The organism is Mycolicibacterium moriokaense (assembly GCF_010726085.1).
Classification (GTDB): Bacteria; Actinomycetota; Actinomycetes; order Mycobacteriales; family Mycobacteriaceae; genus Mycobacterium; species Mycobacterium moriokaense.
Genome location: NZ_AP022560.1, coordinates 5,358,783 through 5,383,107 on the forward strand (window position 1 = coordinate 5,358,783; position 24,325 = coordinate 5,383,107).

The window sequence follows — 24,325 nt, forward strand, 5'->3', positions numbered from 1 at the left end:
AACAGTCTAGTCAGCGCCGCCACAGCACCGACGACCCTTCTTCGCTGGTGGCCATGGCCCTGATGAACGCCTCGTTGTCGAATCCGGGCAGCGCCTGCAGGCGGGGCAGGAGCTGATCGCTGTCGCCGAGTCCGATCGCGATGCGGGTGCCGTCGTCATAGGTGAAGACGAAGAACACGTCCTCCTCGACAGGGCCGCGCGCGGTGGTCCTCAGCGAAACCTCGGCGACCGCCTCCCAGCGCACTCCCGTCAGGTCCATCGGTGAAGTATGCCCGCGGGGGTTGGTGGGAATGGTATGGGGAATGGTGAAGTAGGGGTGCGAACCAAGATCGCGGTCAGAGCAAAGCGAGGTACCCAGTGCTCGGTCTACCCGAACCTATCCGTGCCACCCTTTTCGACCTCGACGGCGTACTGACGGACACCGCCAGCGTCCACAAGAAGGCCTGGAAGTCGATGTTCGACGACTTCTTGAAGGCCGAGGCCGAGCGCACGGGAACCCCTTTCGTGCCGTTCGACATCGACGCCGACTACCTGAAGTACGTCGACGGCAAGAAGCGGGAGGACGGCGTCCGGTCATTTCTCGCCAGCAGGGGCATCGAACTACCCGAGGGCAATCAGGATGATGGTCCCGACGCCCGCACGGTTCACGGCCTCGGGACCCGCAAGAACCAGATGTTCCAACATACCCTGCACACCGACGGCGTCGAGGTCTTCGAAGGCTCGCGCCGCTACCTCGAGGCGGCGGTCAACGCGGGGTTCGGCACCGCGGTGGTGTCGTCGAGCGCGAACACCCGCGAGGTGCTCGAACTGACCGGGCTCGACAAGTTCGTCCAGCACCGCGTGGACGGGGTGACCATACGGGAGCAGAACATCGCGGGGAAACCCGCGCCCGATTCGTTTCTGTACGCCGCGCAGCTGCTGAACGTCACACCCGCCGAGGCCGCCGTGTTCGAGGACGCGCTCTCGGGTGTCGAGGCGGGACGGGCAGGCAACTTCGGGTACGTCGTGGGCGTCGACCGCGTCGGCCACGCAGAGGCGTTGCGGCGCAAGGGCGCCGACGTGGTGGTCACCGATCTCGCGGAGTTGATGCGATGATCACCGGCGACAACTTCACCATCGAACCGTGGCATATCCGCGAAACCTCGCTGGATCTAGACCTTTTGGACGAATCCGAGTCGCTGTTCGCTCTGTCGAACGGTCATATCGGGATGCGCGGTAACCTCGACGAGGGTGAACCGCACGGGCTGCCCGGCACCTACTTGAACTCGTTCTACGAGGTTCGTCCCCTGCCGTACGCCGAGGCGGGCTTCGGTTATCCGGAAGCCGGCCAGACGATCGTCAACGTCACCAACGGCAAACTGATACGCCTGCTCGTCGACGACGAGCCGTTCGATCTGCGCTACGGCGATCTTCTCGAACATGAACGCGTCCTCGATATGCGGGCGGGCACGCTAACCCGGACCGCCCAGTGGCGGTCTCCCGCAGGCAAGCAGGTCAAGGTCGTGTCGACCCGGCTGGTCTCGTTGGCGCAGCGCAGTACCGCGGCGATCGAGTACACGGTCGAGGCCGTCGACGAATTCGTCCGCGTCACAGTGCAATCCCAGCTGATCGCCAACGAAGAGGTACCCGTGTCCTCGCAGGACCCCAGGGTGGCCGCCGTACTCGACAAGCCGTTGGAGGCGGTGCAGCACGAACATTCCGAGCGTGGCGCGATCCTGCTGCACCGCACCAAGGTCAGCGGCCTTCTCATGGCCGCCGCCATGGACCACGACGTCGAGGTGCCCGGCCGCGTCGAGGTGAGCACCGGCGCGGGCGAGGACTGGGCGAACACCACCGTGATCTGTGGCCTACGCCCCGGCCAACGTCTGCGCATCGTGAAGTACCTCTCGTACGGCTGGTCGAGTCTGCGGTCCCGCCCGGCCCTGCGCGATCAAGTCGCAGCAGGGCTCAGTAGCGCGCGCTACACGGGATGGGAGGGCCTGCTCGAATCGCAGCGCGAATACCTCGACCGGTTCTGGGACTGCGCCGACGTGGAGGTCGAGGGTGATCCCGACAGCCAGCAAGCAGTGCGGTTCGGGCTGTTCCATGTGCTGCAGGCCAGCGCGCGCGCCGAGCGCCGCGCGATTCCGGGAAAGGGATTGACGGGCACCGGATACGACGGACACGCGTTCTGGGACACCGAAGGTTACGTACTGCCGTTGCTCACCTACACCGCACCGCACGCGGCCGCCGACGCCCTGCGGTGGCGGGCCTCGACTCTGGATCTCGCCAGAGAGCGGGCCGCCCAACTCGACCTCACGGGTGCCGCGTTTCCGTGGCGCACCATCCGCGGTGAGGAGTGCTCGGCGTACTGGCCCGCCGGCACGGCCGGCTGGCATGTGAACGCCGACATCGCAATGGCGTTCGAGCGCTACCGCATCGTCACCGGCGACGAGTCCTTGGAAGCAGAATGCGGACTCGAGGTCCTCGTCGAAACCGCGCGGTTGTGGCTTTCGCTGGGACATCATGACCGGCACGGGGTCTGGCATCTCGACGGCGTGACCGGACCGGACGAGTACACCGCCATCGTGCGAGACAACGTCTTCACCAATCTGATGGCGGCACACAACCTTCGGACCGCGGCCGAGGCGTGCCTGCGCCATCCTGACCGGGCCGACGAGTTGGGTGTCACCGCGGCGGAGATGGCCGATTGGCGCAACGCGGCCGACGACGCGCACATCCCGTTCGACGAGGAACTCGGTGTCCACCCGCAGTGTGAGGGATTCACGACCCTTCGCGAGTGGGACTTCACGTCCAACACGTCCTATCCCCTGCTGTTGCACGAGCCGTATGTTCGGCTGTATCCGGCGCAGGTGCTCAAACAGGCGGACCTCGTGTTGGCCATGCATTGGCAGAGCCACGCGTTCACCCCGGAACAGAAGGCGCGCAACGTCGACTACTACGAGCGCCGCACCACGCGCGACTCGTCGCTGTCGGCATGTACGCAGGCGGTGATGTGTGCCGACGTCGGCCATCTCGAACTCGCACACGACTACGCGTATGAGGCGGCACTCATCGATCTGCGCGATCTGCACCACAACACACGCGACGGTCTGCACATGGCGTCACTGGCAGGTGCGTGGACGGCGCTGGTGGCCGGCTTCGGCGGACTGCGTGACGACGACGGCGTGCTATCGCTCGACCCGCAGCTGCCGACCGGCATCACGCGACTGCGATTTCGGTTGCGGTGGCGCGACTTCCGGCTCACGGTGGACGTCAACCACGAGAACGTCACCTATACGGTGCGCGACGGGCCCCGCCACGGTCTGACGATCCGGCACGCCGGGTCGGATCTGAGGCTCAACACAGATCAGCCGTCGACGGTGGCGATCCACCCTCGACGGCCACTGCTGCCTGAGCCGCAGCAGCCCCCTGGCCGGGAGCCGCTGCGGCGCAAGCCGATTTAGTTGTCAGATCTTTCCGGCGAGCCAGGCTTGTTCCTGGCCCGGATCCGGCAGTACCCGGCCGCCCTCGATGGCGAACCGCGCCGGACTGTTGCCGATCACGACGAGCACACGCTCGGCCGGGATCCCGGTCACTCGGGTTGCGGCCTCGGCGACTTCGGTGACCAGGCGACTGGTCTCGTCGTCGGGATGTCCGCTCCGGACCCACCCGTTGATGATCAACGGGCGGGCCGGACGGCCGTCGGTGTAGACATCTTCGGTCGGCAACTCGTTGAACACCACGTTGATGTAGGTGCTCGGCACGTGGTTGACCGTGGAATGGATCCGGGTCACCTCCGCCGCGAGTGCCGCCTTGTCCTCGGGACGCAACGTCCCTCGCGCAGTGGTGCAGGTATAGATAGGCATCCGTCTAACTCCTGTGTCTCAGCCGAGATGCGGCAGTTGAGGGATGGTGGGGACGACAATGACGGTCGGACCGTCGGCGTTCAGCGCGGTCGTCAACTCCTGCGCCAGCATGTCGGAGTCGTCGACCTCGACCGCACGGCACCCGAATCCGGTTGCCAGCGACGTGATGTCGAGATCTGGCAGCTGCAGACCTGGCACGTTCGGCGTCTTCTCCAGCAGCGCAAACGATTTGAGAATCGCGTACTCACCGTTGCGCAGGACCACGAACACGATCGGTAGCTTGTGCTGAGCCGCCGTCCAGATCGCCTGGATCGAGTACTCGAACGAGCCGTCGCCGATGGTCGCGATGATGTTGCGCTTGACGCCGCGGGCCCGGTCGCCCAGTGCGACGCCCACCGCGGCGGGCACGCCCCAACCGATGCCGCCGCTCGGAGTGGCGAAGAAGCCCTGCGAGTGGGTCGTCGGCAGCCAGTTGAACAGATCGACCATCGTCGACGTCGACTCCATGACAACCGACGCGTCGTCCGGCTTGACCGAGCTGATCACCTCGTAGACCGCGTTGGACGTCATCGGCGCCTGCGCGGGCAGATCCGAGTGCAGGTCACGCACCAGCGGTGCGGGACGCTGGCGGTCGGCGGGCACCTCGATCAGCTCGGTCAGCTGCGTCAGCGCCGTAGTGACGTCGCCGGTCAGGCTGTCGCCCACCGGGGCGACCGCCGACAGGTGGGTGTCGGACGTGATCTGCAGCAGTTCGGTGCCCTCCGGCAGGTACTCGCCCGCGACGTAGGGGTAGTACCGGAACACCTGAGCACCGACCACCACGACGAGATCGTGACCGTGCACCGTCTGCTCGACCTCGGCAATCGTCATCGGCATGACCCCGGCGTACAGCGGATGAGTCTCGGGGAACGACACGCGATCACCCAGTGCGCTGCCGTACACGGGCGCGCCCAGCTTCTCGGCGAACGCGATCCCGGCGTCCCAGCCGCCGGCCCGGTCCACCTCGGGACCGAACAGCACCATCGGACGCTTCGCGGCACTGATGCGCTCGGCGAACTCGGCCAGTCGGCCGGCATCCGGGGCGACCCGTTCGCTGACGGTCCGCACGACGGCGGGGCCCAATGCGGGCTTGTCCCAGTCGTCGAGCGGGATCGACAGGAACACGGGTCCCATCGGCGGCTGCATCGCGATGGCGTACGCCTGCATGAACGCCGCAGGCACGTCCTCGGCACGGACGGGCTCATACGACCACTTCACCCATGGCTGCGGCAGTTCCGTCGCCCGCGGATTGTTCAGGTACGGATCGGTGATCGACATCTCGCGAGCCTGCTGGCCGGCGGTGATGATCAGCGGGGTGTTGGCCCGGTAGGACGCGATCAGGCTGCCCATCGCATTGCCGGTGCCCGCCGCAGTGTGCAGGTTCACCAGCGCCGGCCGACCCGTCGACTGTGCGAAGCCGTCGGCCATCGCCAACGCGGAAGCCTCCTGCAACGCAAGGACATAGGTGAAGTCGTCCGGGAAGTCCCGCAGGAAGGATTGCTCGGTGGAGCCCGGGTTACCGAAGACCGTTGTCAGGCCCAGGGTCCGGAGGAGGTCGTACGTCACGTCGTGAACGGTCTTCTGGTCAGCCATGGTTAGCCCCTTAGCAGTTGGAATAAATGCCGACTGCCAGGTGTTTCCCAGCAGCTTGCCAAGAAGGGTCGCCTGTGCGAAGTCGTGAGTCATCGGCGCTGGCAGCCATCCAGCCGCAAGGCAGACAGGAAAGTGTTGGTACCGCTAGCCGGTATACGGGTTACGCCACTTGTTTCGAGATCAGCCCGCCGAGCTGACCGGCTCGATCGGCAGATGCCGCAGCGCGGCGGGTGCGTCGGCGGGCACGACGGGATGCTCCGGCGGGATGGGCGCTAGCCGCTTGTACGGCTCGCCCTGTGCGGGCCGTTGGTCCACCTGCCCCTTGTTGGGCCATAACGACGTCGCGCGCTCGGCCTGCGCGGTGATCGAAAGTGACGGATTGACACCAAGATTCGCCGAAACCGACGCCCCGTCGTGCACCGACAGCGTCGGGTAGTTGTACACCCGCTGATAGGGATCGATGACGCCGTGCTCGGCAGAGTCACCGATCGCCGCACCACCGAGGTAGTGCGCGGTCAGCGGGATGTTGAACAGTTCGCCCCAGGTGCCGCCCGCGACGCCGTCGATCTTCTCGGCGATCCGCCGGGTTACCTGGTTGCCGACCGGAATCCACGACGGATTGGGTTCCCCGTGGCCCTGCTTGCTGTCCAGCCGCCGGAAGCCGAACCTGGTGCGGCGGGTGAACGTGGTGATCGAGTTGTCGAGATGCTGCATGACCAATGCGATCATCGTCCGCTCGCTCCACCTGCGCACGATCAGGAGTCGCAGCAGCTTGCGCGGATTCGCCGCGGCCTGTTGGAGGAACTGCCTCCACCTCGGAATGTCGGTCCCCAGGGGGCCGGCGCCGTCGGTCATCAGGGTCTGCAGCAGCCCCATCGCATTGGAGCCCTTGCCGTAGCGCACCGGCTCGATATGCGTGTCGGCCGTCGGGTGGATCGACGACGTGATCGCCACGCCGTGCGTCAGGTCCAGATCCTTGGACACTTCGAAACGTCCGGCGCCGACGATCGACTCTGAGTTGGTCCGGGTGAGCACGCCGAGCTTGTCGGACAACTTCGGCAGCTTGCCCGCGTCGCGCATCTTGAACAACAGCTTCTGGGTGCCGAAGGTGCCCGCCGCCAGGATCACGTAGGTCGCCGTGAGTGTGCGACGCTTGCGCAATGGCGACAGGCCGGTGCGTGCCGTGCGCACCTCCCACAGCCCGTCGGACCGCTGCTGGAATCCGGTCACGGTTGTCATCGGAATGACTTCTGCCCCAGCCTTTTCCGCCAAACCGAGGTAGTTCTTCAGCAGGGTGTTCTTGGCGCCGTAGCGACACCCCGTCATACATGAACCGCATTCGATGCAGCCGGTGCGCGCCGGCCCTGCGCCGCCGAAGTACGGGTCGGGCACGGTCTTGCCGGGGGTCTTGGTGCCGTCCGGACCGAAGAACACGCCGACCGGCGTCGGCACGAACGTGTCGCCAACGCCCATCTCGTCGGCGACCTCTTTCATGACCCGGTCGGCGTCGGTGAATGTCGGGTTGGTGACGACGCCGAGCATCCGCTGGGCCTGGTCGTAATGCGGCATCAGCTCCGCGCGCCAGTCGGTGATGTTCTTCCACTGCGGATCGTTGAAGAACGGCTCCGGCGGCACATAGAGCGTGTTGGCGTAGTTGAGCGACCCGCCGCCGACGCCGGCACCGGCCAGGATCATCACGTTGCGCAGCAGGTGGATCCGCTGGATGCCGTACATGCCGAGTTTCGGTGCCCACAGGAACTTGCGCAGGTTCCACGAGGTCTTCGCGAACTCCTCGTCAGCGAACCGGCGGCCCGCCTCGACCACACCGACCCGGTAGCCCTTCTCGGTCAGCCTCAGCGCTGAGACGCTGCCACCGAACCCCGAACCGATGACCAGCACGTCGTAGTCAGGCTTCATCGGCCCAGTATCCCGCTACCCATGAGTAACGACTACCCAGGTAACCCTTACAGCTAACCCACGGAAACGCGTCAGACCCCGACGGTCAGACCGACCTTCTGGAACTCCTTGAGATCGCAGTATCCGGCCTTCGCCATCGACCGCCGCAGGCCACCTACCAGGTTCAACGAGCCGAACGGATCGTCGGACGGACCGGTGAGCACCTGCCCCAGCGACGGCCGCTCCCCAAGCGCCACCTGCAGCAGAGCACCGCGCGGTAGCGACGGGTGCGCAGCGGCCGCGGGCCAGAACCAGCCGCCGCCTAGCGCCTCGGCGGCGGTGGCCAGCGGCGTGCCGAGCACCACGGCGTCGGCGCCGCAGGCGATGGCCTTGGCCAGGTCGCCGGAGGTGTGGATGTCGCCGTCGGCAAGCACGTGGACGTAGCGGCCACCGGTCTCGTCGAGGTACTCACGGCGCGCTGCGGCGGCGTCTGCGATCGCCGTCGCCATCGGCACGCTGATACCCAGCACCTCGTCGCTGGTGGTGACGCCGCTGGTCGACCCGTAGCCCACGATGACGCCCGCCGCGCCGGTCCGCATCAGGTGCAGGGCGGTGCGGTGGTCGAGCACGCCTCCGGCCACGACGGGTATGTCGAGTTCGGAGATGAAGGTCTTGAGGTTCAGTGGCTCGCCGACACCGTGATCCTGGGCGACGCGCTCGGCCGAGATGATGGTGCCCTGGATGACCAGCAGGTCGATGCCCGCGGCGACGAGCGCAGGCGTCAGCGCCTGGGCGTTTTGCGGACTCACGCGAACCGCCGTCGTCACCCCGGCGTCGCGGATCCGCGCCACCGCAGCTCCCAGCAGGTCGGGATCCAGCGGCGCGGCGTGCAGTTGCTGCAGCAGCCGGATGGCTGCCGAGGGTCCCCTACTTACGTGTGGGCCCACCGGTTCCTTCTCGGCCGCGGCGATGACTTGGGCGATCTTCTCCTCGACGTCGGCATGCCGACCGATGAGGCCTTCGCCGTTCAGCACACCGAGGCCGCCGAGGCGGCCTATCTCGATGGCGAACTCCGGCGACACCAGCGCGTCGGTCGGATGCGTGACGACCGGGATCTCGAAGCGGTACGCATCGAGCTGCCAGGCGGTGGAGACATCCTGGGACGAACGTGTGCGTCGTGACGGCACGATGTTGATGTCGTCGAGTTCGTAAGTGCGACGGGCGGTTCGGCCCATGCCGATTTCGACCATGTCACGCACGGAGCCATCTCCTCTTCGCGCAAGCGCTCATCGGTGAACGCAAACGCTCGTCAGCGGGTGTAGTAGTTCGGAGCCTCGACAGTCATCGCGATGTCGTGCGGGTGGCTCTCTTTCAGACCCGCAGCGGTGATCTGGACGAACTGCGCCTGCTGCAACTGCTCGATGGTGGCCGAGCCCGTGTAGCCCATGGCGGCGCGCAGTCCACCGGTGAGCTGATGGATCACCGTCGACAGCGGACCGCGGAACGGCACCCGACCCTCGATGCCCTCCGGCACCAGCTTGTCCTCCGAAAGGGCGTCGTCCTGGAAATAGCGGTCCTTCGAGTACGACCTGGCACCCGCACGTCCGGCCATGGCGCCGACCGAACCCATGCCGCGGTAGCTCTTGAACTGCTTGCCGTTGACGAAGATCAACTCGCCCGGCGACTCGGCCGTGCCGGCGAGCAGCGAACCCAGCATGGCGGTCGACGCGCCGGCGGCGAGCGCCTTGGCGATGTCGCCCGAGTACTGCAGGCCGCCGTCGGCGATGACGGGAATGCCCCTGGGGGCGCAGGCCGCGACCGCTTCGAGGATCGCGGTGATCTGGGGCGCTCCGACACCCGCGACCACGCGGGTGGTGCAGATCGAACCGGGGCCGACGCCCACCTTCACGGCGTCGGCGCCTGCCTCGACCAGTGCGGCCGCGGCGGACCGGGTGGCGACGTTGCCGCCGATCACGTCGACGCGTTCACCGACCGCGGTCTTGAGGCGGTGCACCATGTCGAGCACCAGGCGGTTGTGTGCGTGTGCGGTGTCCACGATGACGACGTCGACGCCGGCGTCCACCAACGTCATCGCCCTGGTCCACGCGTCGTCCCCGACACCGACCGCGGCGCCGACGAGCAGGCGGCCGTCGCTGTCCTTGGTGGCGAGGGGGAACTGCTCGGTCTTGACGAAGTCCTTGACGGTGATGAGCCCGGTCAGCTTGCCGTGCCCGTCGACGATCGGCAGCTTCTCGATCTTGTGCCGGCGCAACAGTCCCAGCGCCGCTTCGGCCGAAACACCTTCCTGCGCAGTGATCAACGGCGCCTTGGTCATCACTTCGGAGACCGGCTTGGACTGGTCCACCTCGAAGCGCATGTCGCGGTTGGTGATGATCCCGACGAGCGAGCCGGTGGCGTCGACGACCGGAAGCCCGGAGATGCGGAAGCGCGCACACATCGCGTCGACCTCGGCCAGGGTGTTGTCCGGCGAGCAGGTGACGGGGTCGGTCACCATGCCGGCTTCGGACCGCTTGACGGTCTCGACCTGGCTGGCCTGTTCGGCGACCGGGAGGTTGCGGTGCAGCACGCCCATCCCGCCGGCGCGGGCCATCGCGATGGCCATCCGCGACTCGGTCACCGTGTCCATCGCGGAGCTGACAAGTGGCACCCGCAGCCGGATCCGCTTGGTCAGTTGACTGGAGGTGTCGGCTGTGGCGGGCACCACATCGGAGGCGGCGGGCAGCAGCAGTACGTCGTCGAAGGTGAGGCCGAGCATCGCGATCTTCGTCGGATCATCGCCGCCTGTCGACACAGGAACGGCGAGGGGAAGGCTGCTTTCAGCGATCGACATGGGTGGGGCCTCCCGGGACGGACGAGCTAGATTCCCCATCTTATCGGCATTGACGTCGTCAGTTCGGTGCCACACTCCCGGTTGCGCCATGCCGCTGTACGGCTGGCGCGAAATATGGACCGCTGCGTAGTGTGGAGGCGTGCGCGACCACCTGCCGCCGGGTTTGCCGCCCGACCCGTTCGCTGACGACCCCTGTGATCCCTCGGCTGCGCTCGACGCCCTCGAGCCGGGGCAGCCACTTGACCCGCAGGAACGCACCGCGGTCGAAGCTGATCTCGCGGACCTCGCGGTGTACGAGGCGTTGTTGGCGCACAAGGGAATTCGCGGACTGGTCGTCTGCTGTGACGAATGCCAGCAGGACCACTACCACGACTGGGACATGCTGCGGGCCAACCTGCTGCAGCTGCTGGTCGACGGCACGGTCCGACCGCACGAGCCGGCCTACGACCCCGAGCCCGACGCCTACGTCACCTGGGATTACTGCCGCGGCTACGCCGATGCCTCCCTCAATGAGGCCACGTCGGACACCGACGGGTATCGCTAAGCGCGCAACCCGGGTTAGCTGCCTGCGCTAGCTGCCCTCTCCCCCGGAGCCGCCTGACTCCGGCTCAGGAACCACGATGGTCGTCTGCGGCGCCTGCCGCTGTGTCGGCGGCGCCTGCCGCTGGACTGTCGGGGCTTGGACTGTTGCCGACGGCGCCTGAACCGTTGCCGACGGCGCCTCCACAGTCGCCGGCGGGGCCTGCACGGCTGTCGGCGCCTCCTCGGCGGCCTCGGAAACAGTCGTCGCAGGCGCGGGCTGCGTTCTCGTGGTCAGTGCCACGGTGGTGCTCGTGGTTGGCGGCAGTGTCGCCACCGTCGAGCTCGCAGGCGCGTCCTCCTCCGGCGTCGCCGCGCTGTTCTCAGACGTCGGCGGCACCGTTGTCGGGATGGTCGACGGCGGAACCTGCGCCACCGAACTGGTCGGAGGCGACGTGGCGGTTGTCGCCGACGACGGCGGGGTGGGCGACGAAGTCTGGCCTGGCGGCGGCGTCGTCTCCGACGGCGTCGTCGTGGTCTCGGACGGCGACGTGGTCTCCGAAGGTGACGTCGTGGACGTCGAAGTCTCCGGCGAACTCGTCTCGGACGACGTGGGCGTTTCGAGCACGACCACCTCGGGGAAGGTCGGCGGCGGCACGTCGGGCGGCAGCGTCGCCGCCGCGTCCTTCGCCTCGACCTTCACCGTCAGCTCCTGCCACTGGCTGACCAGTTCCTGCTTCTGTGCATCGTCGCTGACCGTCGCGACGGTCGTGGTCAGAGTCTCCAGCTTCTGCTGGGCGGCGTCCCACTGTCCTTGGTCGACGAGCTGCTGCACCTCGGCGAGTTGTTGCGATGCGAGCATCACCGCGTCGTCCCGCGGGGCCGCCGGCTCACCGAAGATCATGGTGCGCAGTCCGTACAGCGTGTCGCCCGGTCCCGCACCCGCGACGACGCTGGCGAACCCGCCGAGACACAGCACCGCCGCCGCGGTCGACCCGACGAGCGCCAGGGTCCGGCGCGACCGGCGCGTGCGCTGTGCGGCGTCCAGTGCGATCACCGCGTCCCGCGGCGTGACCGGCACCGACATCGGCTTCTGCCGAATCTCGTCGCGCCATCCGGACAACAGGCTGATGAGCTCAGCTTCGCCGGGATCGGTCGCATACACCGGCTGCTCGGTGGCGAGCGCGTCGAGGAAGCGATCGCTCCGATTGATCTCGTTGAGCGACGGATCGCCCCCGTTGGAAGTCCAGCGTCCGAAGTCAGGCATGGTCGTGCCCCGTTGCGATGATCTCTTCCTTGAGCCGTGCCAGCGCACGGTGCTGGGCGACTCGGACCGCGCCCGCAGTGCTTCCGACGGCCTCGGCGGTCTCTTCGGCACTCATGCCGACGACCACGCGCAGGATCAGGATTTCTCGCTGCTTCTCCGGTAGCACGGCCAGTAGCTTCTTCATCCGCGCCGATGCTTCGGAGTCCAGCGCCATCTGCTCAGGTCCTGCGTCCAGTGAGAACCGTTCCGGCACGACATCCGTCGGGTCGGAGCGATTCCTGCCCGCTGCGCGATGCGCGTCAGCGACCTTGTGCGCAGCAATGCCGTACACGAAGGCCAGGAACGGTCGTCCCTGATCCTTGTAGCGCGGCAGCGCCGTGATGGCGGCCAAGCACACCTCCTGGGCAATGTCATCTGCTGACAGGCCACTTCGCTCAGTCGACCCCACCCTGGCCCGGCAATACCGGACGACGATGGGACGAATGGTCTCAAGCACCCTCCGGAGTGCGTCCCGGTTGCCCGCTACAGCCTCAGCAACGACAGCATCGAGACGTTCTCCCGAAATTGTCATCGTGGGCAATCTCTCCAGCGTTACTTGCAGGACATGTACAGGTGGCGGTTGGCTCAGCTAAACAATAACTTTCAGGATGGCGTGCCCGGGCTCAGCGGACGGCCCACACGCCGCCCCGTGACCGGACTGTGTCGGCAGATTCGTCGCGGATGGCGGCCACCTCTACTTCTGAGCGCGTCACGCTGCCGATGCCGGCCAACAAGCTCGCCAACGCCCAGCGCAGCGGGATCATTCCGAGGCGCTCGGTCACGCTCAATGCGCTATCGGCGACCCGCCGGGAGCTGTCGAGGTCACCGGCGCAGCACAGCGCCGCAGCGCGCACCACGTCTGATTTCACGCTGTGTCGTGCCGAACCGAGAGCTGCGGCAGCGGCCACGGCTCTATCGGCATGTTCGACCGCCGCCTGGCCCTGACCCCTGGCCATCGCCAGTTCCGCGGAGACCCACGCAATCCGCACGTGCAGTCGGGCGGGCACCGACGCGTCAAGCAGGTCGGCGGCGCGACGCAGTGCCCGCTGCGATGCCGCGAACCGACCCACGCCCAACGCGTCAGCGGCCAGACCGATCATTGCGTCGGCGCCGGCCTCGCGGTCGGATCCCGCGATCGCCGCCGCGCGCCCGTCCCAGGCGCGTGCCAGATCGTGCCAGCCGAGCTGCCGCAAGAACGACGCGCGGGTGCTGTAGGCCAACGACTGCAACGGGTCCGGGGCGCTGCGGCGCAGCTGCGCGAGATCGGAGAGCGCGCTGCTGTAGCGGCCCTGCCCGCCGGCCGCCACGGCACGCAGCCAGAGCTCGTGCGGAGTTGTCGCGGCGGGCAGCGGCCAACGACCCGGCTCATCGCCGAACGCAGCATCGGCCAGAACCGCCGTGGAAGTGGTCATCGGTGCCGCACGCTATCAACGGCGGCCGCGATACCCGGTACCGGCGGGCACGTTTCGAATCCCCTCGAAAATCACATTGGTTAACAGTTGGTGCTGCCAATGTTAAATCCATGTAAGCCAGAGTTGGGTCGCAGAAATTTGCCACAGTGGCGCCATTCGACGCGATCAGGAAAAATGCGCCTCGCCGACCGCCGCGGCGCCTTTGCTTAACATCGAACTCGTTGCGACTGAGTCCCAATGATGAACGTGAAGTAAATTCTGGACCTGCCCGTATGCCGTTAAGCACATGTGCAGGCTATTGACGGAATTTCGTAAGCCCCCCTAGTTTGTGGGCACGAGAAGTCATCGGCGACTTGAGCTCGGACCGGTTTTAAAACTCACGCACTCGCGTAGTTGACGAAATGGGTGTGTAGAGAGGGGTTTTTCCAATGCCACAGCCGCAACAGCTTCCCGGGCCCAATGCAGATATCTGGGATTGGCAGATCGCCGGCCTTTGCCGAGGCGTCGACTCGTCCATGTTCTTTCACCCCGACGGCGAGCGGGGCCGGGCGCGCGCCCAGCGCGAGATGCGCGCCAAGGAGATGTGCCGGAGCTGCCCGGTGATCGCGCAGTGCCGCTCGCACGCACTATCCGTCGGAGAGCCTTACGGCATCTGGGGCGGGCTGTCCGAGTCCGAGCGCGAATTGTTGCTGAAGCGGGGTATCCGCCGCGCCTCGTAGTACAGAACCACTAAACAGAGCGAAAGGCCCCACCCGGGCGTTACGGGTGGGGCCTTTTCGTTGGTGTCAGGGCAGCGGGCCGATCGCCACCGCGGGCAGCGCCGCCGTCGCCGAAAGCGTCGTCACCGCAATGTCACTCGCGGTCGCCGGAAGCATTGCCTGTGTGGCGTGCGCGTTCTGCAAGAAGTGCGTCGCCTGCCTCGGCTGCGTCGGCTGCACCGATTGCGTCGGCTGCATCGGGTGCTACAACTGCTCAGGCCTGCGGTTCGCCGTCGGGCTGCGCGACGTCCACGTCTGATTGCTCGGCGTCTGATTGCTCGGCCGGCCTGGACACCGCCACTGGCGCGGGCCGGCGAGCCCCGGCGACCCGGACTATCCCGTAGATGAGACCGACGACAACGGCGAGCAGGACCAGCCAGGGCAGCAGCAGACCGAAGAGCAACACCAGGTTTCCGGCGACGAAAACCATTGTGTCCCATCCTCGTTCGACCTGACCCATGAAGCCCTGATACTCCTTGGGGGCTGGCCCACCGATCGTCTGAGCAACGAAGGTGACGTTGACGGTGCTGTATTCGATCTGATCGCCGAGCGCTTCTCGCTGGGCGCGCAGGCTGTCCAGATCCGCCTGGCGCTGTGACAGCGCGTCCTCGGCAGAGATGAGCGCCTCGGGGTCCCTGGCGTCGCGCATGATCGCCAGCAGACGATCGACCGATGTCTGCAGGGCCTTGATCCGCGCATCGAGGTCGACCCGTTGCGCGGTGACATCCTCAGATGTGGTTTCGGCGCTCTGCACCGTGCCCAGATCTTTGAGTTCGCGCACCACACCATCGAGCTTGGCCGCGGGAACTCGCAGCACGATCGAGGTGCGGGCGAATCCGCGGTCTGACCCCGCATCCTCGCTGCGGCTGTCGACCCGACCGCCGGCCTCCTCCGCCAGGACGGCCGCCTTGTCCGCAGCATCGGAGGTGTTGGAGACGCTGATGGTCATCGACGCGGTTTTGATGACGTCGCGCGTGACGTCATCAAATGGCGCAGGTCCCTTCTCGGGTGGGGCCTCGGGTGCGGCGACGCCGCCGTCGGCCATCGCGGGGCTGGGCGCGTCATCGCGATGGGACTGTGTGCCGCATGCGGTCACGAAGCCCAACATCGCGATAGCCGAAATCGCCAACGTCACCCACTGGCGGATCAAACTGCAGGAGGTCCCGCTCATGGCAGCCACCATGCCATTCGCTGTGAACTTCGACCATTTTCGCTGGTTGGATAGCTCTAGAGGACATCCATCCGTTCGGCTACCTGCTTGAGAAAGGCTCGTGCAGCCACAGATGCACTCGCCGACACGGCAACACCGAGGTGTCTGACGGTACGAGGAACCAACGGCCGCACCGCAACACCCGGCAGCTCGGGCAGACCTGCTCCAGGCAGGATGCTCACGCCGAGTCCCGCCGCCACGATCTCAAGCGCCGCCGCAATTTCACGCGCTTCGAAGGCCAAGTCGAACCGGACACCGGCCTTTCGCGCCACCGGCATGAATACATCTGCTGCGCCACCGGTACCCCGCACGAATGGTTCCTTCGCCAAATCGGCGTAGCCGACCGCATCCTTCGCGGCCAGCCAACTGCCGTCGGGCACCACCGCGACCATCTCCTGGTCACCGAGCGCTGCAACGTCAAGTCCCTTGGCGGGCAGGCTAACTACACCGGCTTCTACGGCTCCCTGGTCGAGCCAGTCCCGTATCTCCTGTTCGCTTCCCTCCAATAGTCGAATGGTGACGGCCGGGTGCCGACGGGCGAACGTCCGGAGTTCCGGAGCGATCAACGTGGCCGTGGCCGTCGGAATGCTCGCGAGGCTCAACGTCCCGGTCGCATCGCCCGCGAGGGCGGCGGTTTCGGTCCGCATCAACGCCATGTGCCGCACCGCCTCCCGCGCATGTGCCACAGCGACGGAGCCGGCTTCGGTCAGGACGACGCCATCGCGACGGCGGACGAACAGCGACAGGCCGAGGTCACGCTCCAGCGCGGTGATCGCGCGGCTGACCGCCGGTTGCGACAGCCCGAGCCGGTGGCTTGCCGCGGTGAAGCCTCCGTGATCGGACACTGCGAGGAACGTCTCGAGCTGCGTGAGCGTCGTCATCGAGTCCTCCATACCGCTGACGCAATCCTCCATAACTAATCAGCTATGGAACCTCCAAGGATCTATGCGTTGGAGTAATCGTAGGACCCAATCGGCTCGAACCTGCGACTCGAACCTACGAAAGGAAACGATCACCATGACGAACGTGTATGCGCCTGAGGACATCGTGTGGCATGAAACCGACCTCGGCCAGAATTTCTGGATCAGCGACGACCTCGTCGGTGCCCGGTATTCCACACTGTTTAGCGCCCAGCTGACGAAGTTCGGCCCGGGCGGCGGATCCCCGCCCCACCACCACGGCTATAACCATGCGTTCTACTTCTTGACGGGCATCGGATGCGTGCGTATCGGCGATCAGACTTGGCCGATCACACCGGGCAGCTTCGTCAAGGTGCCCGCGAACGCCGAACACAACTTGACCAACACCGGCAATGACGACCTGGTCTTCCTCGTCATCTACGACCCGCCGCACGTGGCGACCGACTAACCGTCGAGGGGGTTGGCCCCGATCCGTCCGGCGCCGTTGTTAGCAATCGAGGCCGCAGCGGCACTGCCCGGCTTGCGCCGCGCCTGCTCCTCGAAATGCGCGATGAACTCAGGGCCGAACCCCTGCCGTGGATGCCGCGCGAGGATCACTGCACGCAGTTCCTCCGGGAACTCTTCCGGCCGGCGCCCTGCGACGTCCCAGCTGGTGGCGACCTGCAACAGGTGAGACTCCGGGTCGTCGACCGCCGAGACGTCAGGGCGCATGTGCAGCACGATGATCTCCTCGGCCCGTGTCGCCCGCTCGGCCGGCCACCCGGCCGCGACGCCGAACACCCAGGCGAGGCTGCCGCCGGACTCTTCGAAGGGCATGCGATGAGTGTCGAACGCTTCGGTCAGGCCCAGATCGTGCAGCATCGCGGACACGTACAGCAGTTCCTCGTCGAAGGCGATGTCGTGGGCCGCCGCGTACTTCGTCGCCCACAGGTACGAGCGGAAGCAGTGGTGGAGCAGGGCCGGGGAGTAGAAGCGGGTGGCTACCGAGAGCGCGGCGGACGCCGCAGACGTCTGAGGAAACGTCAGGTCGGACCTCACCACGTCGGCAATCGGTGATCCCATGCCAGACACAACGTTCACAGCGCTCCCTTCATTGCGTAAAAGCAGTCAGCGACCTGGAACAGCGTCGACGACTCGGATGACGGTCTTACCGCGACCCCGGCGGGCCGGTTCGAATGCCGCGGCGGCCTCGTCGAGGGACCAAATGGTGCCGACGAGTGGGTGCAACCGTCCGTCTCTCAGTCGTAACTCCAGTTCGGCGAGTCCCGCGCGATCAGGTTCGACGACGAAGAAGACAGACAGGATGTTGTCGGGCGGATTCGGCGGCGGTTCCGCGATGCTGAGGAGTACACCGCCGGGACGGACCAAAGCCGCTGAGCGACAGAGAACTTGACCTCCGACCACATCGAAGACCATGTCGACCTTATCGAGGGCTTCAAGCCGATCCCGATCCAGGTCGATGAAGTCCTCGGCTCCCAGCCCGAGCGCCGTCTCCCGACTGGCTGCGCGGCCCGTACCGATCACCCGCGCACCCGCCTCCACGGCCAGCTGCACCGCTATCGAACCGACGCCGCCTGCGGCTCCGTGAATCAACACGGTCTGTCCAGCGCGAAGTTGACCGTGGGTGAACAGTCCCTGCCACGCCGTCAGACCCGAAATCGGCAGTGCCGCAGCCGTGATGTGGTCGATCCCGGCCGATAGCGGCGCAAGGTTGCGCGCCTCCACAGCGACGAATTCGGCAAGTGTGCCGTTGCGGCACCAATCGGTCACCCCGAAGACTCGTTGGCCGACCGTCAGACCGGTCGTCCCATAACCGAGTTCGGTGACGACTCCCGACACCTCATGTCCGGGAATGGTCGGCGCCCGGTCGCGGCCGGCGCGGTCGGTCCACGTTCCCGGCCAGTCCAGTTCGCCCGGCGTGAACGCCGCCGCATGCACTTGGACGATGACGTCGTTCTCGGCGGCGTGCGGATAGGGCATCTCCCCCAACGCAAGTCCGTCGATTCCGGCGGCGCGATCACGCGCGATGATTGCTTGCATGGCGGTCAGCCTCTGGTGACGGCGCTGGGGCGGCGCGGCGAATCGCCTCGCGGATCGCCTCCATCACGCCGCCGCGGCCCCTGCCGCCCCGGGCGATCCAGATGCAGATCCAGTCCGCTCATCCGTCTGTGTCGGAGTCCTCACCCTTGTCTTCAGCGTCGTTGTCGGACTCGTCATCCTTGCCGGAGTCATCGCTCTTGCCGTCGGAGTCCTTGCCGGAACTCTCGCTTGCCTTTGCCGCGTCGCTGATCCCGTCCGCGTGCTTCGTCAGCAGCCGAGCCAACTGACGGGCCTCTTCAGGCGCCAACGAGTCCTCGAACATGCGCTCATTATCCTCGGACATCCGCTCGAGGTACACCTCATTTTCCTTCGTGGCGACATTCCACTGGCCGCCCCCGTGTTCCACCATTTGCGTTGGGTACCCCGGCGTCTGGGTTATCACCCCTCTCAGGGCACGCGGGTCCAGGGTTGGCAGTTGCGCGACTCGAAGGCCTTCACCTCGGAATTGATGTTCGCGAACATCGGACCGATCGACATGTTCGTCGCGACCACGTTGTCCTTGTTCGTGTCGGGTGTGCTGTACGCGAACCACGCGCACATCGAGTCCAGGGTCGGGACATCGTTGATCCAGACCCCGAAGGTCGACGCCGTGCCTGCCGTTTGATAGAGGCCCGGCGCGATGTCGGGACCGACGAGAAAGAACCCGTTGCCCGGGATCGGGTCCAACGGGGCAGCGCCGTCCGGTGATGCAGACGCGACACCGGAAGCCGCGGCAATCAGCGCGGCCGCTGCGCAACACGGGATCGAGCGCATTCGCACCTCCTATATGCCTGACTTGGACGGCCCTCGAAAACGTCGGAAGCGAGCCTCCAGGCTCAGCGGTAAGCCCTGTTTTGCCGGTGAGGGGGCCATCGTCGCCGCCGGCAGAGCACGATTCTGCGCACGGACGACCACCGGCATGGTGAGCATCTTGCTGAGCACACTGATCTCGCGCTTGGCCTGCTCACGGGCGATGAACAGCAAGTCGAGCGGGTACCACAGGCCGACCCAGGCGACGACGAGAAAGACGCCGCTGCCAATCAGGTCGTTGGCGAACTCACCCATTCCCGGTCGCGTGAACGCGAACGACAAGGCGATGCCGAGGACGAACAGAAACGAGCCGCTGAGCAGCGACCGCATGCCTTGGCGCCAGATGAGGTCGTGTTCGCGGTTGGCTCGACGCAGCCGCAGGTCGCAGTATCGGCGTACGGCCGCCACCACCTTGGTGGCCTCCTCGTCGGAGCACACACTGGCGATGTCCAGAATGACGCGCTGTTGGGGGCCGACATCGCGCTGGGCGAGCAACCGTTCGACCAGTTCGTCCATACCGCTGTCGATGCGACGCGCTCCGGCGAGCAGGCCGCTCGGATCGGCGTAGAACAATTCGTCGGCGTTGGCCACCTCGATCACCACATCGGCCGGGGGCGTGCGCCATCTGCGTCGTAGGTTCACCACACCTCCCCGGCCCGGGGCCGCGCCGTTCAGCCACGGCACCAGCGAATAGTACGTACCAAGATGGCAGTCACGAGTGAGATCTGCACAGCTGGTTTTCTGATCGATATCCCGAGCGCGGCTGTACCGTTGCGCGATGCGCAGCCGTCGGACGATCGCCACTGTCGTCACGGCAATCCTGGTCGCGTCACTGTGTGCGTGTGGTTCGGTAGCGCCGAACACATCGCCGAGTACCGAGGCCGGATTTCCACCGGCGATGACGGACCGACTCGACGCGGCAATCGAGCAGGTGATGGCGGACAAGTCGATTCCGGGTGTGATCGTTGGTGTCTGGGGTCAAGATGGCGACTACGTCCGAGCGTTCGGCGTCGCCGACCAAGAGAGCCGTGCCCCGATGCGGACCGACTTCTACACGCGAATCGGCAGTGTGACAAAGACTTTCACCATCACGGCCTTACTGCAGTTGGTCGATCAGGGGAAGCTGCGGCTTGACGACCCGATCGCTGAGTACATCCCGGGCGTGCCGTCGGGCGATGTGATCACGTTGCGGCTACTGGCGCAGATGCAAAGCGGGCTTGTCACCTACGACGGCACGCCGGAGTTCGAGGCCGCGTTCATCGCCGACCCGCAACGAACCTTCACTCCGCAGCAACTGCTGGACTTTGCACTCGATAAACCGCTGCAGTTTCCACCGGGAACGAAGTTCGACTACTGCAACACCAACACGGTCCTTCTCGGACTGGTGGTCGAGAAGGTCAGCGGCCAGAGCCTGGCGGACTACGTCAGCGAGCACATCCTCGTCCCACTGAAGTTGACCCACACGAGCATTCCCACCACAACCGCCATTCCCGATCCTCATCCGCAGGGGTACACCGTCATCGACGGGGCCGAACGGATCACCACCAACTGGAACCCGTCCTGGGCGTGGTCGGCCGGCAACATGATCTCCGCGCTCGACGACATGCGGATCTGGGGGCGCGCACTGTCGTCGGGTGAGTTGATCTCCGAGGAGATGCGGCGCGAACGTTTTCGCAGCGCCCTCCCGATGAGCGAGAGCGCGAAATACGGTGTCGGTGCATTCGAAACGGGTGCCTGGGTAGGCCACAGCGGCGTCACGCCCGGCTTCGAGACCGTCGTCGTGGGATTGCCGGAGGAGCAGAGCACGCTCGTGATCTTCGCCAACACCGACGTACCTCACGAGATCGGCACCGATCTCGCCCGCGCAATCACCGAGATCGTCTCGCCCAACCACGTCTACCGCTGACGGCTGCGCGAAATCCCCTGTGGCCCAAGAGGACCCCACGATGAACGCGACTACCAGTCAGGCCGGCGCTTCTCGATGAAGGCCGCGACACCCTCCAGTGCGCTCGGGTCCATCATGTTGCAGGCCATCGTCGAACCCGCGTCGGCGTAGGCCGCCTCAATATCGACTTCAATCTGGCGATAGAAGAGCGCCTTCCCCATCGCGACGGCTACCCGCGGCTTGGCAACTATCTGCGCGACCAGCGCTTCGACCTCGTCGTCCAGGAGATCGGGCGACGCCACTTTGTTGACCAGCCCCAGCACGCGCGCCTCCTCTGCGGAGATGAACTCGCCGGTGACAAGCATCTCGAAGGCGGCTTTGCGTGGCACGTTGCGCGACAGTGCCACTCCAGGCGTCGCGCAGAAGAGTCCGACGTTGATACCGCTGACCGCGAACCGAGCGTCGTCGCTGGCGACCGCGAGATCACACATCGCGACGAGCTGACATCCCGCCGCGGTCGCGAGGCCCTGTACGCGCGCGATCACCGGGACTGGAAGCCGCTGGATCGACAGCATCAGGGAGGTGCACTGGGCGAACAGCTCTTGGTAGTACTCCAGCGACGGCTCGGCCCGCATCTCCTTCAGGTCGTGGCCGGCGCAGAAGGCCTTGCCTGCCGCGGCGAGTACGACGGCGCGCACCGACTCATCGTCGGCGAGCTTGTCGAGGGCCTCGCCCAACGCTGCGAGCATCGCCTCCGACAAGGCGTTGAACGCGCCGGGGCGGTTCAGCGTCAGTGTGACGACGCCGCGGTCGTCTCGGCGGTCCAGCAGCAGCGTGTCTCCCATCAGCTCCAAGCATGCACGATTCACCACCGAATCGACAGGAAACGAAAACACCCCCGGCCCAACAGGACCGGGGGTGTTTTGCTCGACTCAGCGGTTTCGGCGTGCTTGGTCATGCTGAGGGTGACTCAGCACGCCGAAATCACTGCTAGTGGTGATGATGACCATGGCCGTGGCTGTGGCCATGACCGTCGTCCTCCGACTCGGCCGGCTTTTCGACGACCGCCGTCTCGGTGGTCAGCACCATCCGCGCGACGGAGGCCGCGTTAAGCACCGCCGACCGGGTGACCTTGACGGGGTCGACGACACCCGCAGCGGCCAGATCGCCGTACTCGAGCGTCGCGGCGTTGAAGCCCTGCCCGGCGGGCAGCTCGGCGACCTTGCTCACCACAACCGAACCGTCGAGCCCGGCGTTGGTGGCGATCCAGTACAGCGGCGCACTCAGCGCAGAGGCGAACACGTCGACGCCCAGAGCCTCGTCGCCCGAGAGGGATTCGCGCAGCTTGGCGAGCACCGAGCCGGACTGGACGAGTGCCGAGCCGCCACCCGCGACGATGCCCTCCTCCACTGCCGCCTTGGCTGCCGCCACAGCGTCCTCGACCGCTTCCTTACGCTTCTTCAGATCGGTCTCGGTGGCCGCGCCGACCTTGATGACGGCGACGCCGCCGGACAGCTTGGCCAACCGCTCCTCGAGCTTCTCGCGATCCCAATCGGAATCGCTGACCTCGATCTCGGAGCGCAACTGCGCCTTACGCGCCTCAATGGCCTCCTGCGTACCGCCGCCGTCGACGATGACGGTGCTGTCCTTGTCGACCACCACCCGCCGCGCGGTACCCAGCACGTCCAGGCCGACCTCACGCAGCAACAGGCCCACGTCGGGGTTGACGACCTGCCCGCCGGTCACCACGGCCAGATCCTCGAGGAACGCCTTGCGGCGATCACCGAAGAACGGCGCCTTGACGGCGACGGCCTTGAGCGTCTTGCGAATTGCGTTGACCACCAGGGTCGACAGCGCCTCGCCCTCGACGTCCTCCGCCACGATCAGCAGCGGCTTGCCCGCCTCGGCGACCTTCTCCAACAGGGGAAGAAGGTCGGGCAGCGAGCTGATCTTCTCGCGGTGCAACAGGACGAGTGCGTCCTCGAACACGGTTTCCTGCGAGTCGAAGTCGGTGATGAAGTACGCGGAGATGAAGCCCTTGTCGAAGCCCACACCCTCGGTGACCTCGAGCTCGGTGTTCAGCGTCGAGGACTCCTCGACCGTCACAACACCGTCGTTGCCGACCGTGGTCATCGCCTCGCCCACCAGCTCGCCGACCTGCTCGTCGCGCGACGAGACCGTCGCAACCTGAGCGATGCCGGTCTTGTCGCTGACCGGAGTCGCCGCCGCCAGCAGCGCTTCGGAGACCGCGTCAGCGGCCTTGCTGATGCCCGAGCCGAGTGCGATCGGGTTCGCGCCCGCCGCCACGTTGCGCAGGCCCGCCTTGATCATCGCCTGCGCGAGGACCGTCGCGGTGGTGGTGCCGTCGCCTGCGACGTCGTTGGTCTTGGTCGCGACCGACTTCACCAGCTGGGCACCCAGGTTCTCGAAGGGGTCCTCGAGGTCGATCTCACGGGCGATGGTGACGCCGTCGTTGGTCACCACCGGGCCGCCGTACGCCTTGGACAGCACCACGTGCCGGCCTCGCGGTCCAAGCGTGATCCGCACAGCGTCGGCGAGCTTGTCGACCCCGGCTTCCATCGCCCGGCGCGCAGTCTCGTTGAACTCAATCTGCTTGCTCATGGATGTGCTTTCTGACTAATGGGGGATGTACGAGTGCCGCCCCGGAACTGTCCCGTCGATACGGGAAGCTCCGGGGCGGGACACGGGTGCTTACTTGTTGACGACAGCCAACACGTCGCGGGCGGAGAGGATCAGGTACTCCTCGCCGTTGTACTTGATCTCGGTGCCGCCGTACTTGCTGTAGATGACGGTGTCGCCCTCGGAGACGTCCAGCGGGATGCGCTTCTCGCCGTCCTCGTCCCAGCGGCCGGGGCCGACTGCGACGACGGTGCCCTCCTGGGGCTTCTCCTTGGCGGTGTCGGGGATGACCAGACCGGAAGCGGTCGTGGTCTCGGCCTCGTTGGCCTGAACGAGGATCTTGTCCTCGAGTGGCTTGATGTTCACGCTCGCCACGATGGAGCCCTCCACTAATTCGGGTGTCGAACCCGGGGGATCCCGGGATCCTAATTACCAGGTGTTTCGGCATAGCGTCCGTACCTTGCGACGTCGTCGCGGGTGCCGGCGCAGGGGTTGGCCGCCTGCCACCTAGCACTCTATACATGAGAGTGCTAGCACTCAAGACTGCCCCACTGCCTAT

At 66.1% G+C, this 24,325-nt stretch carries 26 protein-coding genes; 6 read left to right on the forward strand and 20 right to left on the reverse strand.

What is annotated here, in order from left to right:
• Positions 1 to 10: 10 nt before the first annotated feature.
• Entirely contained in the window at positions 11 to 259 is a 249-nt protein-coding gene (locus G6N43_RS26115) for a hypothetical protein (protein WP_083154039.1), read from the reverse strand.
• A 98-nt stretch (positions 260 to 357) separates the two neighbouring features.
• On the opposite strand from G6N43_RS26115, the gene G6N43_RS26120 reads away from it, so the two are divergent.
• Entirely contained in the window at positions 358 to 1,095 is a 738-nt protein-coding gene (locus G6N43_RS26120; RefSeq protein ID WP_083154041.1) for a beta-phosphoglucomutase family hydrolase, read from the forward strand.
• Positions 1,092 to 3,446, forward strand: coding sequence for a glycoside hydrolase family 65 protein (locus tag G6N43_RS26125; RefSeq protein ID WP_083154043.1), 2,355 nt, complete (start codon positions 1,092 to 1,094; stop codon positions 3,444 to 3,446). Before G6N43_RS26120 ends, G6N43_RS26125 begins: the two co-directional genes overlap by 4 nt.
• 3 nt (positions 3,447 to 3,449) lie before the next feature.
• On the opposite strand, the gene G6N43_RS26130 is transcribed toward G6N43_RS26125, so the two are convergent.
• From G6N43_RS26130 to guaB, 5 genes are all read right to left on the reverse strand, one after another.
• Positions 3,450 to 3,848 (reverse strand): tautomerase family protein, encoded by a 399-nt coding sequence (locus G6N43_RS26130; protein WP_083154045.1) that lies wholly within the window; start codon positions 3,846 to 3,848, stop codon positions 3,450 to 3,452.
• A gap of 18 nt (positions 3,849 to 3,866) precedes the next feature.
• Positions 3,867 to 5,480 carry a benzoylformate decarboxylase gene (mdlC, locus tag G6N43_RS26135; protein ID WP_083154047.1) on the reverse strand — a complete coding sequence of 538 codons (1,614 nt, stop codon included), beginning with the start codon at positions 5,478 to 5,480 and terminating at the stop codon, positions 3,867 to 3,869.
• A gap of 180 nt (positions 5,481 to 5,660) precedes the next feature.
• Positions 5,661 to 7,397, reverse strand: coding sequence for a GMC family oxidoreductase (locus tag G6N43_RS26140; protein WP_083154049.1), 1,737 nt, complete (start codon positions 7,395 to 7,397; stop codon positions 5,661 to 5,663).
• A 71-nt stretch (positions 7,398 to 7,468) separates the two neighbouring features.
• Positions 7,469 to 8,626, reverse strand: coding sequence for a GuaB3 family IMP dehydrogenase-related protein (locus G6N43_RS26145; RefSeq protein ID WP_179968062.1), 1,158 nt, complete (start codon positions 8,624 to 8,626; stop codon positions 7,469 to 7,471).
• A gap of 59 nt (positions 8,627 to 8,685) precedes the next feature.
• Complete coding sequence (gene guaB / locus G6N43_RS26150) at positions 8,686 to 10,227, reverse strand: IMP dehydrogenase (RefSeq protein ID WP_083154053.1); 1,542 nt, start codon at positions 10,225 to 10,227, stop codon at positions 8,686 to 8,688.
• 139 nt (positions 10,228 to 10,366) lie between these two features.
• Here guaB and G6N43_RS26155 point away from each other — a divergent pair, with 139 nt between their 5' ends.
• Positions 10,367 to 10,771, forward strand: a complete 405-nt coding sequence (locus tag G6N43_RS26155) for a DUF5319 domain-containing protein (protein ID WP_059101442.1) — start codon at positions 10,367 to 10,369, stop codon at positions 10,769 to 10,771.
• Between the two features lie 27 nt (positions 10,772 to 10,798).
• Here the strand turns inward: G6N43_RS26155 and G6N43_RS26160 are convergent, their stop codons facing one another.
• From G6N43_RS26160 to G6N43_RS26170, 3 genes are all read right to left on the reverse strand, one after another.
• Positions 10,799 to 12,013 carry an anti-sigma-D factor RsdA gene (locus tag G6N43_RS26160; protein WP_083154056.1) on the reverse strand — a complete coding sequence of 405 codons (1,215 nt, stop codon included), beginning with the start codon at positions 12,011 to 12,013 and terminating at the stop codon, positions 10,799 to 10,801.
• A complete protein-coding gene (locus G6N43_RS26165) occupies positions 12,006 to 12,584 on the reverse strand; it encodes a sigma-70 family RNA polymerase sigma factor (protein WP_083154059.1) in 579 nt (192 codons plus the stop codon). Before G6N43_RS26165 ends, G6N43_RS26160 begins: the two co-directional genes overlap by 8 nt.
• Before the next feature lie 91 nt (positions 12,585 to 12,675).
• Positions 12,676 to 13,464: a tetratricopeptide repeat protein gene (locus tag G6N43_RS26170; protein ID WP_083154060.1), complete on the reverse strand. Its 789-nt coding sequence runs from the start codon at positions 13,462 to 13,464 to the stop codon at positions 12,676 to 12,678.
• Between the two features lie 428 nt (positions 13,465 to 13,892).
• Between G6N43_RS26170 and G6N43_RS26175 the strand changes: the two genes are divergently transcribed.
• Positions 13,893 to 14,183, forward strand: a complete 291-nt coding sequence (locus tag G6N43_RS26175; protein ID WP_083154061.1) for a WhiB family transcriptional regulator — start codon at positions 13,893 to 13,895, stop codon at positions 14,181 to 14,183.
• A 66-nt stretch (positions 14,184 to 14,249) separates the two neighbouring features.
• Here G6N43_RS26175 and G6N43_RS31140 read toward each other — a convergent pair whose 3' ends face one another.
• The 3 genes from G6N43_RS31140 to G6N43_RS26190 all read right to left on the reverse strand — a co-directional run bounded on the left by G6N43_RS31140 (position 14,250) and on the right by G6N43_RS26190 (position 16,313).
• The gene (locus G6N43_RS31140) at positions 14,250 to 14,420 is read right to left on the reverse strand and encodes a hypothetical protein (RefSeq protein ID WP_163658215.1); all 171 of its coding nucleotides are present in this window, start codon (positions 14,418 to 14,420) and stop codon (positions 14,250 to 14,252) included.
• 16 nt (positions 14,421 to 14,436) lie between these two features.
• Positions 14,437 to 15,327 (reverse strand): DUF4349 domain-containing protein, encoded by an 891-nt coding sequence (locus G6N43_RS26185; RefSeq protein WP_407664926.1) that lies wholly within the window; start codon positions 15,325 to 15,327, stop codon positions 14,437 to 14,439.
• 122 nt (positions 15,328 to 15,449) lie between these two features.
• Complete coding sequence (locus tag G6N43_RS26190; protein WP_083154125.1) at positions 15,450 to 16,313, reverse strand: LysR family transcriptional regulator; 864 nt, start codon at positions 16,311 to 16,313, stop codon at positions 15,450 to 15,452.
• A gap of 136 nt (positions 16,314 to 16,449) precedes the next feature.
• Between G6N43_RS26190 and G6N43_RS30515 the strand changes: the two genes are divergently transcribed.
• Positions 16,450 to 16,800 carry a cupin domain-containing protein gene (locus G6N43_RS30515; RefSeq protein ID WP_234810162.1) on the forward strand — a complete coding sequence of 117 codons (351 nt, stop codon included), beginning with the start codon at positions 16,450 to 16,452 and terminating at the stop codon, positions 16,798 to 16,800.
• On the opposite strand, the gene G6N43_RS26200 is transcribed toward G6N43_RS30515, so the two are convergent.
• From G6N43_RS26200 to G6N43_RS26220, 5 genes are all read right to left on the reverse strand, one after another.
• Positions 16,797 to 17,414 carry an HD domain-containing protein gene (locus G6N43_RS26200; RefSeq protein ID WP_110810462.1) on the reverse strand — a complete coding sequence of 206 codons (618 nt, stop codon included), beginning with the start codon at positions 17,412 to 17,414 and terminating at the stop codon, positions 16,797 to 16,799. The genes G6N43_RS30515 and G6N43_RS26200 overlap by 4 nt on opposite strands.
• Positions 17,415 to 17,459: 45 nt before the next feature.
• A complete protein-coding gene (locus G6N43_RS26205) occupies positions 17,460 to 18,392 on the reverse strand; it encodes an NADP-dependent oxidoreductase (protein WP_083154062.1) in 933 nt (310 codons plus the stop codon).
• 118 nt (positions 18,393 to 18,510) lie between these two features.
• Entirely contained in the window at positions 18,511 to 18,801 is a 291-nt protein-coding gene (locus tag G6N43_RS26210; protein ID WP_083154063.1) for a hypothetical protein, read from the reverse strand.
• Between the two features lie 38 nt (positions 18,802 to 18,839).
• Positions 18,840 to 19,205 carry an Rv1352/Rv1906c domain-containing protein gene (locus G6N43_RS26215; RefSeq protein WP_083154064.1) on the reverse strand — a complete coding sequence of 122 codons (366 nt, stop codon included), beginning with the start codon at positions 19,203 to 19,205 and terminating at the stop codon, positions 18,840 to 18,842.
• A gap of 9 nt (positions 19,206 to 19,214) precedes the next feature.
• Complete coding sequence (locus G6N43_RS26220) at positions 19,215 to 19,925, reverse strand: hypothetical protein (RefSeq protein WP_234810163.1); 711 nt, start codon at positions 19,923 to 19,925, stop codon at positions 19,215 to 19,217.
• A 94-nt stretch (positions 19,926 to 20,019) separates the two neighbouring features.
• Between G6N43_RS26220 and G6N43_RS26225 the strand changes: the two genes are divergently transcribed.
• Entirely contained in the window at positions 20,020 to 21,147 is a 1,128-nt protein-coding gene (locus tag G6N43_RS26225) for a serine hydrolase domain-containing protein (RefSeq protein ID WP_083154065.1), read from the forward strand.
• A 50-nt stretch (positions 21,148 to 21,197) separates the two neighbouring features.
• Here the strand turns inward: G6N43_RS26225 and G6N43_RS26230 are convergent, their stop codons facing one another.
• The 3 genes from G6N43_RS26230 to groES all read right to left on the reverse strand — a co-directional run bounded on the left by G6N43_RS26230 (position 21,198) and on the right by groES (position 24,141).
• Positions 21,198 to 21,971 carry an enoyl-CoA hydratase gene (locus tag G6N43_RS26230; RefSeq protein WP_083154134.1) on the reverse strand — a complete coding sequence of 258 codons (774 nt, stop codon included), beginning with the start codon at positions 21,969 to 21,971 and terminating at the stop codon, positions 21,198 to 21,200.
• Between the two features lie 145 nt (positions 21,972 to 22,116).
• A complete protein-coding gene (gene groL, locus G6N43_RS26235) occupies positions 22,117 to 23,748 on the reverse strand; it encodes a chaperonin GroEL (RefSeq protein ID WP_083154066.1) in 1,632 nt (543 codons plus the stop codon).
• Positions 23,749 to 23,838: 90 nt separating this feature from the next.
• Complete coding sequence (groES, locus tag G6N43_RS26240; RefSeq protein WP_046754122.1) at positions 23,839 to 24,141, reverse strand: co-chaperone GroES; 303 nt, start codon at positions 24,139 to 24,141, stop codon at positions 23,839 to 23,841.
• Between the last annotated feature and the right edge of the window lie 184 nt (positions 24,142 to 24,325).